General features: G+C 31.8%; 16 protein-coding genes. 11 read left to right on the top strand and 5 right to left on the bottom strand.

The window, feature by feature from the left end; genetic code table 11:
* Positions 1-17: 17 nt before the first annotated feature.
* The 3 genes from ACFSX9_RS12605 to ACFSX9_RS12595 are packed head-to-tail and all read left to right on the top strand — an operon-like array spanning position 18 to position 2,042.
* Entirely contained in the window at positions 18-608 is a 591-nt protein-coding gene (locus tag ACFSX9_RS12605; RefSeq protein WP_379808191.1) for a DUF1684 domain-containing protein, read from the top strand.
* Entirely contained in the window at positions 601-1,257 is a 657-nt protein-coding gene (locus ACFSX9_RS12600; protein WP_379808189.1) for a TatD family hydrolase, read from the top strand. Before ACFSX9_RS12605 ends, ACFSX9_RS12600 begins: the two co-directional genes overlap by 8 nt.
* 56 nt (positions 1,258-1,313) lie before the next feature.
* The gene (locus tag ACFSX9_RS12595) at positions 1,314-2,042 is read left to right on the top strand and encodes a tRNA threonylcarbamoyladenosine dehydratase (protein WP_379808187.1); all 729 of its coding nucleotides are present in this window, start codon (positions 1,314-1,316) and stop codon (positions 2,040-2,042) included.
* 46 nt (positions 2,043-2,088) lie between these two features.
* Here the strand turns inward: ACFSX9_RS12595 and ACFSX9_RS12590 are convergent, their stop codons facing one another.
* A complete protein-coding gene (locus ACFSX9_RS12590) occupies positions 2,089-3,111 on the bottom strand; it encodes a GyrI-like domain-containing protein (RefSeq protein WP_379808185.1) in 1,023 nt (340 codons plus the stop codon).
* A 298-nt stretch (positions 3,112-3,409) separates the two neighbouring features.
* Between ACFSX9_RS12590 and ACFSX9_RS12585 the strand changes: the two genes are divergently transcribed.
* Positions 3,410-3,793 carry a pyrophosphohydrolase domain-containing protein gene (locus tag ACFSX9_RS12585; RefSeq protein WP_379808183.1) on the top strand — a complete coding sequence of 128 codons (384 nt, stop codon included), beginning with the start codon at positions 3,410-3,412 and terminating at the stop codon, positions 3,791-3,793.
* Positions 3,794-3,848: 55 nt separating this feature from the next.
* Here the strand turns inward: ACFSX9_RS12585 and ACFSX9_RS12580 are convergent, their stop codons facing one another.
* Positions 3,849-4,916, bottom strand: coding sequence for a branched-chain amino acid aminotransferase (locus tag ACFSX9_RS12580; protein WP_379808181.1), 1,068 nt, complete (start codon positions 4,914-4,916; stop codon positions 3,849-3,851).
* A gap of 239 nt (positions 4,917-5,155) precedes the next feature.
* Here ACFSX9_RS12580 and ACFSX9_RS12575 point away from each other — a divergent pair, with 239 nt between their 5' ends.
* From ACFSX9_RS12575 to ACFSX9_RS12560, 4 genes are all read left to right on the top strand, one after another.
* Complete coding sequence (locus tag ACFSX9_RS12575; RefSeq protein ID WP_379808179.1) at positions 5,156-5,650, top strand: DUF4920 domain-containing protein; 495 nt, start codon at positions 5,156-5,158, stop codon at positions 5,648-5,650.
* Complete coding sequence (locus ACFSX9_RS12570; protein ID WP_379808177.1) at positions 5,647-6,114, top strand: hypothetical protein; 468 nt, start codon at positions 5,647-5,649, stop codon at positions 6,112-6,114. The genes ACFSX9_RS12575 and ACFSX9_RS12570 overlap by 4 nt, the downstream gene beginning before the upstream one ends.
* A 64-nt stretch (positions 6,115-6,178) precedes the next feature.
* A complete protein-coding gene (gene mnmD, locus ACFSX9_RS12565) occupies positions 6,179-6,841 on the top strand; it encodes a tRNA (5-methylaminomethyl-2-thiouridine)(34)-methyltransferase MnmD (RefSeq protein ID WP_379808175.1) in 663 nt (220 codons plus the stop codon).
* Positions 6,842-6,976: 135 nt separating this feature from the next.
* Positions 6,977-7,171 (top strand): hypothetical protein, encoded by a 195-nt coding sequence (locus ACFSX9_RS12560; protein WP_379808173.1) that lies wholly within the window; start codon positions 6,977-6,979, stop codon positions 7,169-7,171.
* A gap of 43 nt (positions 7,172-7,214) precedes the next feature.
* Here the strand turns inward: ACFSX9_RS12560 and ACFSX9_RS12555 are convergent, their stop codons facing one another.
* Positions 7,215-8,156, bottom strand: a complete 942-nt coding sequence (locus ACFSX9_RS12555) for a LysR substrate-binding domain-containing protein (RefSeq protein ID WP_379808171.1) — start codon at positions 8,154-8,156, stop codon at positions 7,215-7,217.
* 154 nt (positions 8,157-8,310) lie between these two features.
* Between ACFSX9_RS12555 and ACFSX9_RS12550 the strand changes: the two genes are divergently transcribed.
* From ACFSX9_RS12550 to can, 3 genes are all read left to right on the top strand, one after another.
* Complete coding sequence (locus ACFSX9_RS12550) at positions 8,311-8,790, top strand: Dps family protein (RefSeq protein ID WP_379808169.1); 480 nt, start codon at positions 8,311-8,313, stop codon at positions 8,788-8,790.
* 327 nt (positions 8,791-9,117) lie between these two features.
* Positions 9,118-9,804: a carbonic anhydrase family protein gene (locus tag ACFSX9_RS12545; RefSeq protein ID WP_379808167.1), complete on the top strand. Its 687-nt coding sequence runs from the start codon at positions 9,118-9,120 to the stop codon at positions 9,802-9,804.
* 79 nt (positions 9,805-9,883) lie between these two features.
* Positions 9,884-10,522, top strand: coding sequence for a carbonate dehydratase (gene can / locus ACFSX9_RS12540; RefSeq protein WP_379808165.1), 639 nt, complete (start codon positions 9,884-9,886; stop codon positions 10,520-10,522).
* Here the strand turns inward: can and ACFSX9_RS12535 are convergent.
* Together ACFSX9_RS12535 and uvrA are read right to left on the bottom strand one after the other, a co-directional pair.
* A complete protein-coding gene (locus ACFSX9_RS12535) occupies positions 10,519-11,715 on the bottom strand; it encodes an LETM1-related biofilm-associated protein (protein ID WP_379808163.1) in 1,197 nt (398 codons plus the stop codon). The two genes, can and ACFSX9_RS12535, sit on opposite strands and share 4 nt — an antisense overlap.
* The gene (gene uvrA, locus ACFSX9_RS12530) at positions 11,712-14,507 is read right to left on the bottom strand and encodes an excinuclease ABC subunit UvrA (RefSeq protein WP_379808161.1); all 2,796 of its coding nucleotides are present in this window, start codon (positions 14,505-14,507) and stop codon (positions 11,712-11,714) included. Before uvrA ends, ACFSX9_RS12535 begins: the two co-directional genes overlap by 4 nt.
* Positions 14,508-14,679: the final 172 nt, after the last annotated feature.

Genomic DNA, 14,679 nt, shown 5'->3' with positions numbered 1-14,679 from the left:
GTAAAAAACAGGATGTCATGAAAAAATTACTACTTTTTCTTTTTTGTTCAACATTAGCTTTTGCTCAAAAAGACTTGTCGGATGCTTTAAAGTTTCAAGCTGAATTAAATGAAAGTTATGCGGATTCTTTAAAAAGTCCGTTAATGAAAGAAGATTTGAGCCAGTTCGAAGGTTTAGATTTTTATCCAATTAACGAGAAGTTTATCGTTGAAGCTACTTTTATTCGTACTAAAAAAGAAAAAGCTTTTCAAATGAAAACGACTACAGAGCGAACTCCAATTTATAAAAAATATGGAGAATTGCATTTTACAATAGACGGAAAAGAGTTGAAATTGAATGTTTATCAAAATATTGAATTGAATAAAAAACCAGGTTTTGCTGCCTATTTGTTTTTGCCCTTTTCGGATGAAACTTGTGGGAAGGAAAGTTACATCGGCGGACGTTATGTAGATATGAAGATTGAAAAAGGGAAGAAGTGGATTATCGATTTTAATAAAGCTTATAACCCATTATGTGCTTATAATTATAAATATTCTTGTCCAATTGTACCAATGGAGAATGATTTGGCAATAGAAATTAAAGCTGGAGTAAAGAAATTTCATGACTAAATTTATCAATTTACACACGCATCAATTTTCAAATTTATCCGATGTGATTGAAGTCGTGAATCAATATCCGTGGGAATTTAATGATTCGCTTCCAACGTATTCCATCGGGATTCATCCTTGGTATATTGACGAAAATCGACTAGAATCAGACTTAAAAAAGATTTCAGAAAAATTAAAACTATCTGAATGTTTAGCACTTGGCGAATGTGGTTTGGACAAACGAATCGAAATCCCGATGGAACTTCAAACTTCAGTTTTCAAACAACAATTGGAAGTAGTAAAACAAACGAATAAACCAATTATTTTACATTGTGTGGCTGCTTTTGAAGAAGTTATCGCCATTAAAAAAGAATTAAAGGTTGATAATCCAATGATAATTCACGGTTTTTCAAAAAATGAACAAGTTGCGCATTCCCTACTAAAAAACGGATTTTATTTATCTTTTGGAAAATACTTACTTCGTAACCCAGAATTGGAAAAAGTATTTAAATTTGCACCCGAAAACAAGATTTTTTTAGAAACCGATACCATTGAAGAATCCATTTATGAAGTGTATGAAAAAGCAGCGTTCATCAAAGGAATTTCGGTAGAAGAAATGAAGGCAATCGTATTTCGGAATTATGCATCATTTTTCAAAATAAACCCATAGTGACAAGTTATGACTTGTCTTTTTTAAGAAATTTATATAAAAAATAGTCAACCAATATGGCAAAGTGGAAAGAGAGAGCCGTTTTATTGTTTAAAGAAGAAGGAATTCAAAAATTAGAAAATGCAAATGTTCTAATCGTAGGTTTAGGCGGTGTTGGAAGTTTTGCTGCTGAGTTTTTAGCCAGAGCAGGTGTTGGGAAAATGACTGTTATTGATGGCGATGTTGTTGATATCACTAATATTAATCGCCAATTACCGGCTTTGCACAGTACGGTTGGTCAATCTAAAGTAAAAGTAGTAGGTGATCGCTTGCTAGATATTAATCCCGAATTACAATTGACACGCGTCGAAGAATTTTTATCACCTGAAAGAGTTTTTGATGTCGTTACAGCTGAATTTGATTATGTTTTAGATTGCATTGATAGTGTAACGCCAAAAGTCAATTTGATTCTCGCTTGCAAGCGTAAAAGAGTTAAAGTGATTAGTTGTATGGGTGCTGGTGGAAAATATCATGCTGAAAAGGTAAAGGTAAAAGATATTAGTAAAACTGAATATTGTCCTTTGGCAAAAAATATCAGAAAGCGATTAAAGTTGGAAGGAATTTCAAAAGGGGTGAAAGTCGTTTTTACGGATGAGCGCTCCGATCATGAAAGTCTTGAAATGACGGACGGTAAAAACTATAAGAAGTCTTTTTACGGCACAAATAGTTGGATGCCAGCTTTGTTTGGTTTATATGCTGCAGAAACAGTTGTAAAGCATTTGATAGGAAAAGGGAAAACAAAATAATTCATAAAAAAACCTCTAAGGAATTAATTTGCTTAGAGGTTTTTTTTTATTCTTCAGTTTGCGGTTCTTCACTCGGTGGTAAAACTACGGCAGGAGTAGTTGCAATTGGTCTTACTACTTTTGGTACTTCTTTTCTTTTAATCGGTACATATATTTCAGTTATCCATTTTGAAGGCTTTCGCTCTTTAGGTAAACTTACTTTGTAAATTTCAATATGTTTGCCTGTGACGTCTTCAATCAGTTTTTCTTTTTTAATGTAATTAGCTGTTTTTGTCCAGGCTTCTTTATTGTGAGAATAGTCACCAGTTAAAACAGTTTTAATGGCTAAAAACTCATCAAAATGACCACCAGAAATTTCGCTTCCTTCAGTGGTTAGAATTTCTTCATCCACTGGAACACACATTGAAAAAGCGATTTTGTTGTTTGGTAATTTAGCATTTTCGAAAACAATAAACGGTAATCCCGTAATTATAATTTCATTCTGTTCTACAAAAGAAATCATATTTTGAAGTAAGCGTTTAGATTCTTTTTGAAAATCAGCAACCGCGCATGTATCAATTTGTTGAATGTAATTTGTAGCATGCTTTGTAACTAATCCTTCAATCTCAATGTTATAAGTAGATAATTCTTTTACTAAATATTGATTTATATTATTTAATCCGTCTTTTAATTTGTCCCCCACAACATTGTCAACACCACCTCGCAACGCATTTAATATTTTGGTTTTGAAATCTAGTTTCCCGGTAAGTTCCCAAGTAACTAACGTTCCTTTCTCTGTTTTTTTAAATTGGAATAGCGATTTATTTGCTTTTTCATCAAGAATTAGCTGTTGTGTCAGCGTATCTTTTGATAGTACTCTATCATTTTTGAAAACACCTTCGTTTTGTTTCCAAGGATTCCAATCCGTCACAGCTGTAGAATCTGCTACAAAGTTGAAAAGAATGTCTTTAGATATATTAATTTCTTTAGAGCGAGTTATTTTATAGTCAGCAGGTTGAGTAGCCACAAAAACTACAAAAGCTAGGCTAAATAATACTAGTAAAAGAAATATATATTTAAGGATTCTCATTTAATATAGGATTTGGTTTACCAAATGTAAGAAATTTATCCTTTCATTAAGTATTTTATGACAAAGAGTAGTCCAATACATATTAAAAATCCAATAAGTACCCAATAGGTTCCTTTATAAAAAGGTTTTAACGATTTTAAATCTCTGCGATACACAATTACCATCGTAATAATAAAAACAATAAAAAAAATGACTGCAAAATAATTTTGGCCTGCTGAAAACATATTGTAAATTTTTACAAAAATAGGTATAAATTAGATTCAAAATTTCTAATTTTAGTAAAATTAATTTGACAACTATGCAAAAACAATTAAACGCTGTAAAATTATTTCATGAAACCTTCGGATTAGGCGTAAGTACTGAAATGATAGCTGATTTAGGTCCGCTTAAAAACGAACTTCGGTTTAATTTAATGAAGGAAGAAAACGAAGAATATTTAGAAGCCGTTCAAAATAATGATCTTGTTGAAATCGCGGATGCGCTTGGCGATATGTTGTATATTTTATGCGGTACAATTGTAGAGCACGGATTGCAACATAAAATTGAAGCTGTTTTTGATGAAATTCAGCGATCTAATATGAGTAAACTCGATGAGAATGGAAAACCAATTTATAGAGAAGATGGTAAAGTTTTGAAAGGTTCTAATTACTTTAAGCCTGATTTTACTGCCATTTTGAAATAAAAAGAGCGATTTCAATTGAAATCGCTCTTTTAGAAAATTACTTTAGCAGCGCTAATTATATTTTAACTGTCCAACCAAATGTGTCTTCTGCCAATTTGTATTGAATATTAGTTAATTTTTCTTTGATTTCTAATGCCATTGAATTCTCAATTTTTGGTAATTCGAAATACTCTTCTTTGTACCCAAATCCTACAATTGGATTAATCACAGCAGCCGTTCCTGCGCCAAAAATTTCTTTTAGAGAACCATCTTTTGCAGCGGCGATTAATTCCTCTACTAAAACTGAACGAACTTCCACATTTATATTTTCTTTTTTAGCTAGCTCAATAACACTTTTACGCGTTACACCGTCTAAAATACGCTCACTTGTAGGCGCTGTATAAATGGTATCATTAATTCTAAAGAAAACATTCATAGTTCCTGCTTCCTCTAGTTTGGTATGCGTTGCATCATCGGTCCAAATAATTTGCTGGTAACCTTGGTCATTAGCTAATTTTGTGGGATAGAATTGTGCTGAATAGTTTCCAGCTGCTTTTGCTGCGCCGATTCCACCATTTGCAGCTCTACTGAAATGTTCTGCAATAACTACTTTTACTTCTCCTGAATAATAAGCACGAGCAGGTGATAAAATAATCATAAAACGATACGATTGCGAAGGAGCAGCAATTACGCCATGTCCAGTTGCAATCATAAAAGGTCTAATATATAAAGTGTTTCCTTTTCCCTTTTTTACCCATTCTTTTTCAATTTCTAAAAGCTTGTGTAAACCGCCCATGAAAACATCTTCAGGAACTTCTGGCATAGCCATTCTAGTTGCGCTTTTATTAAAACGATGAAAATTTTCGTCAGGTCTAAATAACCATACATCATCTTGCTCGTCCTTGAATGCTTTCATTCCTTCAAAAATAGCTTGTCCGTAATGGAATACTTTTGCCGACGGATCAATTAAAAATGGCGCATAAGGTTTTATAACAGGTTTTTCCCATTTCCCATTTTCAAAATCACAAACTAACATATGATCCGTAAAAACGGTTCCAAAAGTTAAATTTTCAAAGTCGACTTCGTTAATTTTTGAATTTGAAGTAGTGATAATTTCAAGATCACTTAATGTTTTTAATTCCATATGGCTTAATTGTTATAAATTAGGTCGTTATATAATCAGTAGTAAAAGCACTGAATTTTATATATTTTCTGCAAATTTAGTAAAAAAAAGGACTTTTAATTTTTCTTTTCGAAAAATAATTATCAACAACTAACAATTCCATATTTTGTTGTAAGATTTTGCACTAAGTTATTTCTTTTATTTAAAGATGTGTATAACTCAAAATTATAGTTATTTTTGCTTTACAAATCTATTATAAAATGAAAAAAATAATATTAATTTTAGCTTTAACTGCGCTTTTTGTATGTTGTGAGCAAAAGAAAGAAATAGCACCAGAAGTAGAAAAAGTTGAATATGCTTCATTTGGTGTTTCAATTTCTGACGAAGGAGCACTTTCTAAGGAAGAGATGATGGAGAAATTCGCGACTTTAAAAGCAGGTGATACACTAGATGTTAAATTTAGATCGGCTATCAATGAAGTTTGTCAGAAAAAAGGATGTTGGATGTCATTAAATTTATCAGAAGATGAAGAGCTTTTTGTTAAATTTAAAGATTATGATTTCTTTGTTCCTATGAATGCTCAGGATAAAGAAGTTATTGTTAAGGGTAAAGCGTATGTAAATGTTGAAACTGTTGCTGATTTAAAACATTATGCAAAAGATGCTGGAAAATCGCAAGCACTTATTGATAGTATTGTAAAGCCAGAAGTTAGATATTCATTCATGGCTGACGGTGTTTTAATCGCGAAAAAATGAAAAAAACGCTATTAATTTTATTCCTTGGATTCGTGTTTTTTTCCTGTGAGAAGAAACAAAGTGAAAGTTTAGATAGTTCAAAAGATTCTACGACATCATTAGTTGACTCCGAACTAAATGAGGAAGGATTTGAGATGTATGAAATGTCTGAAATGGCAGCTTTAATGGAACAAATGTATGTTGATAATGAGCGTTTGAAAGAGCGTATTATAAAAGGAGATACTATTGGTAAATTTCCACAGCATTTCATTCGAATTCATAAAGCAGTACTGACAGATGAAACTGATAAAGATGAATTTTTTAAGGAGCAAGCTGCAATTTTTATAAAAGCACAAGAACTTATTTATGAGGATCCAGCAAATGCAAAAAAACACTTTAACAGTGGAATTGATGCATGCATTCAATGTCATCAAGTAAAATGTAGCGGACCTATTCCGAAGATTAAAAAATTATACATAAAATAATATAATTTCAACAACGAAGTAGGTTTAAGAGTAACTTCTTAAACCTTTTTCATTTTTATATCCTATGAAAAGAGAAATAATAATTACACAAGATGGCTCTACTACGATACGAATTCCGGAATGGGAAGAGAGTTACCATTCAACACACGGAGCAATTCAAGAAGCAAAACACGTTTTTATCAAAAATGGATTAGATTTATTTCAAGATCAAAAAACAGTTTCAATATTAGAAATTGGATTTGGAACAGGTTTGAATGCTTTTATTACTTTTTTAGAAGCGAAACAAAAGGAGCAAATCAATTATGTGGGTATTGAAGGGTATCCTGTAGCTGCTGCGGAAGTGGAGCAGATGAATTACGTTTCTGAATTAAATGCCACGAGCGATCAAGCTATTTTTGATGAAATGCACACGAGTGATTGGGAAATAGCAAATAAAATTGCTTCGAATTTTACTTTGACGAAAAGAAAGCAATTTTTTCAGGATATTACCGATGAAAATTGTTACGATTTAATTTATTTTGATGCTTTCGGATTTCCTTTACAGCCCGAATTATGGAGTGAAGAAATATTTCAGAAAATGTATAACGCACTTTTACCCAATGGTGTTTTAGTAACTTATGCCTGCAGAACGCCTATTAGAAAGGCAATGTTAACTGCCGGATTTTCAATTGAGAAATTACCAGGCGCTCCAGGAAAACGCGAAATGTTGCGAGCAACTAAGAAATAGGTGAATTTATTTGTTAAATAATAATTTAGCAAAAATTTAGCATTTTTTTAATCTTGCAAATGTTTTTCGATTACTATTTTGTTTATCTTTACTAAGAGTTCTTACAACAAGATTTAACAAATACATTAAAATAATATGCCTCTAAGTATGTTTTCTTTCACCAAATCAATTTTGGAAAGAGTAAGTTTTGATGCTAAATTATTTTGCAAGGAATTAGAAAAAGCAGTTAAAAACCTGCTACCTTACGAGATAGAGCAATTAAGAGATTGGCTTTTGCAGTTTACTGAAGAAAAGCCTGAGTTAAGACAATGTTTGATTTATATCGACTAATCTATAAAAAAAAGTCCCGTTTCATCGGGACTTTCTTGTTTTATTACCTTTTTGTCTTTGGACTTATAATTTGAACATCACTAAATGCAATGGCTCCTCTGACAACTCCAGATATTACATCGCGCAAAGCGTTTATAATATGAATTTTCAACTCGTTTTTAGGATAAATTAAACTTACTTCTCTAGCAGGTTTTGGGTCTTTAAAAGCTCTCAATTTGGTTTTGTTTTTATCATTCAAATCTAAAGTGTGTAAATAAGGAAGTAATGTGGTTCCTAAACCTTCATCCGCTAACTTAATGAGCGTTTCAAAACTACCACTTTCAATTTGGAAATGACTATCAGCTATGTATTTGTTGTTTTTACAAAGGTTTAAAATTCCATTTCTAAAACAATGTCCATCTTGTAAAAGTAAAATAGTGTCTAAATCTAAATCTTCAATCACAATTTCGCTTTTGTCAAAACTAGTATGATTTTCAGGAATGTAAGCTACAAAAGGTTCGTAATAAAGTACAATTTCCTTCAAATTATCTTCTTCCAAAGGTGTGGCGGCAATAGCACAATCTAAATGACCATTTTTTAACTTCTTAATAATTTGTTCGGTAGTTAATTCTTCAATAATCAGATTAACTTTTGGATATTTTTTAATGAAATTAGTCAGGAACATCGGCAATAAAGTTGGCATCACTGTTGGAATAATACCAATTTTAAATTCACCGCCGATATATCCTTTTTGTTGATCTACAATATCTTTAATCCTTCCGGCTTCATTAACTATGTTTTTTGCTTGGTTTACTATTTTTTCCCCAATTTCGGTAAGTATGATTGGCTTTTTACTCCTATCAAAAATTAAAATAGACAATTCATCTTCTAATTTTTGAATTTGCATGCTCAAAGTCGGTTGGGTAACAAAGCATTTTTCAGCGGCCAAAGTAAAATTCTTGTGTTCTGCTACTGCTAAAACATAATAAAGTTGTGTAATGGTCATAGTATTGATTTATTTGATGCAAATATAAAAACAATCAATTTAGTTTATAGGGATTTAGTCCGATATTTTGTAAATTTGAGAGATACAAGTAGTAAAAATGGTAGTTTACCCGAAGTGATTTTGGGATTACTACTTTAAAAACAATAATACAGTTATGAAAACAAATAGTTTAGGATTGCCTATCAAAGAATCAGAAGAATTAGTAAATGAACTCAATGGATTATTGTCAAATTATCAAATCTATTATCAGAATTTAAGAGGATTGCATTGGAATATTCGTGGAAAGCGTTTTTTTGATCTTCATATTAAATTTGAAGAATTATATAACGATAGTCAAGTTAAAATTGATTTGATTGCCGAACGCGTTTTGACATTAGGTGGCGTTCCATTGCATACTTTTTCAGATTATATTGAAAACAGTAAATTAAAAGTAGGAAAAAATATTTCTAAGGATGTTGAAGCGATTCAGCTAATATTAGAATCATTAAGTACATTGCTACAAATTGAAAGAGTTATTTTAAATAAATCTGGAGCCATGAATGATGAAGGAACAAATTCGATGATGAGTGACTTTATTGCTGAACAAGAAAAAACAAATTGGATGCTTAAAGCATGGATGGAAGAAGAAGTATAAGATAATTTCTGTTTTTAGAGTTTTTTTGTTTGAAAAGAGTGTAGCTTTATTTTAGAAGTTACACTCTTTTTTTGTTTGATATTTAAATATAAGTGTTGTAAATTTTTGAAATTAACATTTGTTTAGGAGCTAAAAATTCTAATTTTTAAAAGATGCTAAATTATTTACGTTTAAATTTGCATAATAATTTTCGTTTTTTGAAATTACCAAAGCGTCAAAATCACCTTTTTAAACCTATTTTAAGAGCATTAACTTTAAGAAATAGTATTATTTTGAAGCAGATTTAGTTTAAACCATTGTACAATTAATGAAGTTAAATACTACTAAATGAAGACACACAACAAAGAAACCCAAGCTCAAATGACCCCAAGAAAAGCGCTGAAATTCTTACAAGATGGTAACACGCGTTTCATCAACAATCTAAAAGCCAATCGCAATCTACTGGAACAAGCAAACGATACCAGAGATGGTCAATGGCCTTTTGCAACAATTTTAAGTTGTATTGACAGCAGGACTTCGGCAGAACTGATTTTTGATCAAGGATTAGGTGATGTTTTTTCGGTTCGAATTGCGGGAAACATTGTAAATACTGATATTTTAGGAAGCATGGAGTTTGCTTGTAAAGTGGCTAATTCTAAATTAATTGTAGTATTAGGACATAGCAAGTGCGGTGCTATTAAAGGCGCTTGTGATCACATTGAAATGGGAAATTTGACCGAATTATTATCGAAAATTCAACCTGCTGTGTATCAAGAAACAGAAACATTGAACGACAGAACCTCTAGTAATGTAGAATTTGTTGAAAATGTATCGATTATAAACGTCAAAAGAAGTGTCAAAAACATCATCGAGAGAAGTTATGTTTTAGAACAATTATTGGAAACAGGAGAGATAGGTATTGTAGGCGCAATGCACGATATAGAAACGGGTAAAGTAACTTTTTATGATGACGCAACTTATATAAAAGATGAATTAAATCCAGATTTCTCCTTCGCCAAGGTTAGAGAAATATAGGATTTCTTTGAAAAATCCTGCTAAAATTAAGATTCTAGCATTTTTTAATTTACATTTGACCTCATTATTAGAAAAACAAATGAGCGATTTTTACAAAAAGATTTTAGACAACAATAAGAAGTGGGTCGAAGAAAAAACGAAGCATAATCCTAAGTTCTTTTCAAATTTAGCAGAAAGTCAAAATCCACCTTTACTATGGATTGGTTGTTCTGACAGTCGTGTTCCGGCTAACGAAATTATTGGTGCACAACCCGGCGAAGTTTTTGTTCATAGAAATATTGCCAACATGGTAATTCACAGTGATATGAATATGTTAAGTGTAGTCGATTATGCGGTCAATGTCTTAAAAGTGCAACATATTATTGTTTGTGGTCATTATGGTTGTGGAGGTGTTAAAGCAGCGATGGGAAATAATTCCTATGGCGTAATTGACAACTGGATTCGTCATATTAAAAGCATTTACAGACTTCACAAAGAAGATTTAGATGCTATTGCAGACGAAAAAGAGCGTTTCAATAAATTTGTAGAAATCAACACTAGAGAACAAGTATTAGACTTAGCTAAAACCTCTATCGTTCAAAATGCATGGAAAAACGGACAAGATTTACATTTACACGGTTGGGTTTACGGTTTAAACTCAGGTTATGTAACTGATTTAGATGTGAATTTTAGCTCTAACGATGATTTAGATGATGTTTATCAACTTTATTTCAGTTAATCTTCCAAGTTTTCATTAAAAGCCGAAGGCAATAATTGCGGAATAAATTTTATCAAAATAGGCAATAATAAGCCACCACCAGGAAGTAAAAAGATAGTCAAAGATGGAATTGTTTTACAAACATCTAACAGCTGTTTTTTTACTTTCTTTTTTTCGTCTTTGCTCAAATCTTTAGTAGTTGATTTGGCTAAAAGTTGCATCAATTCACCACTTTCCTTGATTTCTTTTGTTAATCTATCTTTATTTCGGATGATTAATTTGGTAACATTTTTATTCGCTTGATCATAAAAATGCTTTATAGGATTAGAATAATTGAAAAACGGAATTTCCTTTTTATATTTTTCAATAAACAGATAAATTTCGGTTTCACTTTTCTTTAAAATTGATTCGTTTAAGCCTAAATCTCTTGCTAAATCTTCTAAGAAAAGTGTTTCATTTGCCTCTAATTTTTCATCACTCCACAAAGCCATTTGGGCAATATCCAATAAATACAATTGCTCTAATAAAGAATTATATCTTGGGAATTTTATGTCAGAAAATGCAATATTTTCACTCGTATTAAATTTGGTATACCGAATTGAATTTTCAAACAATTTCACAATTAATTCATCGTATTTTGATTTTCTTTCCTTGATTTTTAAAGCAATTGAAATGATTTTTATACAATCTGATTCAATGTTTTTTAAATAATCCTTTGCTAATTCGCCTTGAATTAAATACTGTTCGAAAGCCAATACGTCAATAAATAGTAAAGCATTCGTAATAATGTGCGAAAAGTTTTTGCTAATCGTATTGTTATTAGTCTGAATTCTGTCGTCAATTACTTTCTCTAATCTTGAACTATGTGTTCCTTCGGGAAGTAATTTTCTGATGAAATTTAAATTTTCAGGCTGAATTATTTTGTAGAATTCGTACACAAATTCAATAAAATCTTCTTTATTTCCTTCCGGTTTTTGAAGTCGGTAAACGGAGAATAAAGTATTTAAAAAGCCCACTTTCGTAATTTCATCGTAAGACCATTTGGTTACATCAATTTGGGTTTCCAATTGAAATCGAACGACATAACCATATATAAATCCAGTTGCTCTGCAATCTTCGTAAAAAGACAAAGTTTCACCATTAAAATCAATATAATTATCTTGATTTTTATTAAAAAATTTCTCGATCCATCCAGCTGCAGAAGGGTTTATCATTTTTTTAATTTCTCTTTTAAATATTTTCCGGTGATAGAATTCTTGTTTTTCGCTACTTCTTCAGGTGTTCCAAAAGCGACTAGTTTACCACCATGTTCACCACCTTCTGGACCAATGTCTAAAATGTAATCCGCACATTTTATCATGTCTAAATTGTGTTCAATTACAATAATCGAATGTCCTTTATCCAATAGTGCTTCAAACGAAGCTAATAATTTCTTAATATCATGAAAATGCAAACCAGTTGTAGGTTCATCAAATACAAAAAGAGCTTTGTCCTTAATAGTACCTTTTACTAGAAACGAAGCTAATTTAATACGTTGAGCTTCACCACCTGATAGAGTAGAAGATGATTGGCCTAATTGCACATAACCCAATCCTACATCTTGTAAAGGTTGTAGTTTTTGGCTAATTTTTGTTTGATTATTTGCGATGAAGAACACCAAAGCATCATCAATTGTCATTTTTAAAATATCATCAATATTTTTACCTTCAAATGTAACTTCTAAAACTTCTTTTTTGAAACGCTTTCCGTGACAAACTTCACACTCTAAATGAACGTCTGCCATAAATTGCATTTCAATCGTCACTTCACCATCACCTTTACAAACTTCGCATCTTCCACCGTCAACGTTGAATGAGAAATGTTTCGGTAAATAGTTTCTTAATTTAGAAACGTTTTGTTTCGAAAATAAATCACGAATATCGTCGTAAGCTTTAATATAGGTAACTGGATTTGAACGCGAACTTCTTCCAATCGGATTTTGGTCCACATATTCAATATGTTTGATTCTTGAAAAATCGCCTAGTAATTCAGTGAATTGTCCAGCTTTTTCTCCAACGCCTTCCAATTTCTTTTGCATCGCTGGGAACAAAATCTTCTTGACTAATGTACTTTTTCCACTTCCAGAAACTCCGGTAATTACCGTTAAGCATTCTAATGGAAAGGTGAAATTTTCGTTCTTCAAGTTATTTTCTCGAGCACCAATAACTTCAATATGATGTTTGAATTTTCTTCTTTTTGAAGGAACAGCAATTTCTTCCTGTCCGTTTAAATATTTGGCTGTAAGTGAATCTGATTTTAGAATTTCTTCATACGTTCCCTGAGCAACTAATTCACCACCGTGAGTTCCTGCTTCCGGACCAATATCGATAATCATATCCGAAGCTTTCATAATATCTTCATCATGTTCCACAACGATAACGGTATTTCCTAAATCGCGTAAATCCTTCAACACTTCGATTAATCTTTCGGTGTCTTTTGGGTGTAAACCAATACTTGGCTCATCTAAAATATACATCGAACCCACCAAACTACTTCCTAACGAAGTTGCTAAGTTAATTCGTTGTGATTCACCACCAGAAAGTGAATTGGAGTTTCTGTTTAACGATAAATAACTTAATCCAACATTATATAAAAACTCTAAGCGGCTGTTAATTTCGATTAATAATCGTTTGGCAACTTTAGCATCGTATTCGTTTAATGTTAGGCCTTTGAAAAACTCAATCAAGTTTACAATTGGTAAATCAACTAAATCCGAAATCGTTTTCTCTGCAATTTTGATGAAATTAGCTTCCTGACGCAAGCGTTTTCCTTTACAAGTTGTACATTTTGTTTTTCCTCTATATCTTGATAATAAAACGCGGTTTTGAATTTTATAGTTTTTTTCTTCTAATTCCGAAAAGAATGCATTCAGTCCTGTGAAATATTTATTTCCATCCCAAATCAATTGTTTTTGCTCGGCTGAAAGTTCAAAGAAAGGTTTGTGAATTGGGAAGTCAAACTTGTAGGCACTATTTACCAATTGGTCTTTGAACCAGCTCATGCTTTCACCTCTCCACGCATAAATACCGTTTTCATAAACAGATAAAGCTGTATTCGGAATTACTAATTCTTCATCAATTCCGATAATACTTCCGTAACCTTCACACGTTGGACATGCTCCATATGGATTGTTAAAGCTGAATAAGTGGACATTTGGTTCTAAAAAAGTAACACCATCTAATTCAAAATTCGAGCTAAATTCCAAACGTTTTTTACTTTCAACTTCTTGCAAATAGCAATTTCCTTTTCCTTCATAAAAAGCAGTTTGAACCGCATCGGCTAATCGATTGTAGAATTCCTCCTCATCTTTCACTACAATTCGGTCAACGATAAGCAAAATATCTTTGTGATCGAATTGATGTTCGTCCAAAGCATCCAATCGAACCATTTCATTTTTGACTAAAATACGAGCATAACCTTGTTGCATCAATACTTTTAGTTTGTCTTCCAAGGCTCTTCCTTCTTCCAAATGAATAGGAGCAAGCAACAACCAACGACTGTCCGCCGGAAATTCTTTAACAGCATTCATTACGTCTGAAACTGTATCTTTCTTCACTTCTTGTCCTGAAACGGGCGAATAGGTTTTACCAATACGAGCAAATAGCAATTTTAAATAATCGTAGATTTCGGTTGAAGTTCCTACGGTTGAACGTGCATTACTTGTATTTACTTTTTGTTCAATGGCGATTGCAGGTGCAATTCCTTTGATATATTCTACTTTTGGTTTGTCTAAACGGCCTAAAAATTGACGAGCATAAGATGATAAACTTTCTACATAACGTCTTTGTCCTTCCGCATATAAAGTATCGAATGCCAAACTCGATTTCCCCGAACCTGACAAACCTGTGATTACCACTAATTTATTTCTTGGAATAGCAACATCTAGATTTTTAAGGTTGTGCAAAGATGCTCCTTTTATCAGGATGTTTTTTTTAGGTTCTAATGTTGAAAAATCGGGTCTTTTCATTGTTTTTTATTATGGAATCGCAAAGATAACAATTGTTTAGAACATTATAATAGCTAGTTTTATTTAGTTTTAAAATTGTCAATTCCAGTATCTTGTTTTATGGTTCTTTATGTGTAAAAAAGTGACAATTGTGTAAGGAAGTTCTATAAGTTTTACGATGTTATTAATTTAA

The organism is Flavobacterium ardleyense (genome assembly GCF_042686085.1).
Taxonomy (GTDB): Bacteria; Bacteroidota; Bacteroidia; order Flavobacteriales; family Flavobacteriaceae; genus Flavobacterium; species Flavobacterium ardleyense.
This window is presented reverse-complemented; position numbering and strand designations above follow the sequence as displayed.

Excerpts from the sequence above, each read along its gene's own strand:
- ACFSX9_RS12605 (WP_379808191.1), top strand. The coding sequence starts at position 18 with ATGAAAAAATTACTACTTTTTCTTTTTTGTTCAACATTAGCTTTTGCT.
- ACFSX9_RS12600 (WP_379808189.1), top strand. The coding sequence starts at position 601 with ATGACTAAATTTATCAATTTACACACGCATCAATTTTCAAATTTATCC.
- ACFSX9_RS12595 (WP_379808187.1), top strand. The coding sequence starts at position 1,314 with ATGGCAAAGTGGAAAGAGAGAGCCGTTTTATTGTTTAAAGAAGAAGGA.
- ACFSX9_RS12590 (WP_379808185.1), bottom strand. The coding sequence starts at position 3,111 with ATGAGAATCCTTAAATATATATTTCTTTTACTAGTATTATTTAGCCTA.
- ACFSX9_RS12585 (WP_379808183.1), top strand. The coding sequence starts at position 3,410 with ATGCAAAAACAATTAAACGCTGTAAAATTATTTCATGAAACCTTCGGA.
- ACFSX9_RS12580 (WP_379808181.1), bottom strand. The coding sequence starts at position 4,916 with ATGGAATTAAAAACATTAAGTGATCTTGAAATTATCACTACTTCAAAT.
- ACFSX9_RS12575 (WP_379808179.1), top strand. The coding sequence starts at position 5,156 with ATGAAAAAAATAATATTAATTTTAGCTTTAACTGCGCTTTTTGTATGT.
- ACFSX9_RS12570 (WP_379808177.1), top strand. The coding sequence starts at position 5,647 with ATGAAAAAAACGCTATTAATTTTATTCCTTGGATTCGTGTTTTTTTCC.
- mnmD (WP_379808175.1), top strand. The coding sequence starts at position 6,179 with ATGAAAAGAGAAATAATAATTACACAAGATGGCTCTACTACGATACGA.
- ACFSX9_RS12560 (WP_379808173.1), top strand. The coding sequence starts at position 6,977 with ATGCCTCTAAGTATGTTTTCTTTCACCAAATCAATTTTGGAAAGAGTA.
- ACFSX9_RS12555 (WP_379808171.1), bottom strand. The coding sequence starts at position 8,156 with ATGACCATTACACAACTTTATTATGTTTTAGCAGTAGCAGAACACAAG.
- ACFSX9_RS12550 (WP_379808169.1), top strand. The coding sequence starts at position 8,311 with ATGAAAACAAATAGTTTAGGATTGCCTATCAAAGAATCAGAAGAATTA.
- ACFSX9_RS12545 (WP_379808167.1), top strand. The coding sequence starts at position 9,118 with ATGAAGACACACAACAAAGAAACCCAAGCTCAAATGACCCCAAGAAAA.
- can (WP_379808165.1), top strand. The coding sequence starts at position 9,884 with ATGAGCGATTTTTACAAAAAGATTTTAGACAACAATAAGAAGTGGGTC.
- ACFSX9_RS12535 (WP_379808163.1), bottom strand. The coding sequence starts at position 11,715 with ATGATAAACCCTTCTGCAGCTGGATGGATCGAGAAATTTTTTAATAAA.
- uvrA (WP_379808161.1), bottom strand. The coding sequence starts at position 14,507 with ATGAAAAGACCCGATTTTTCAACATTAGAACCTAAAAAAAACATCCTG.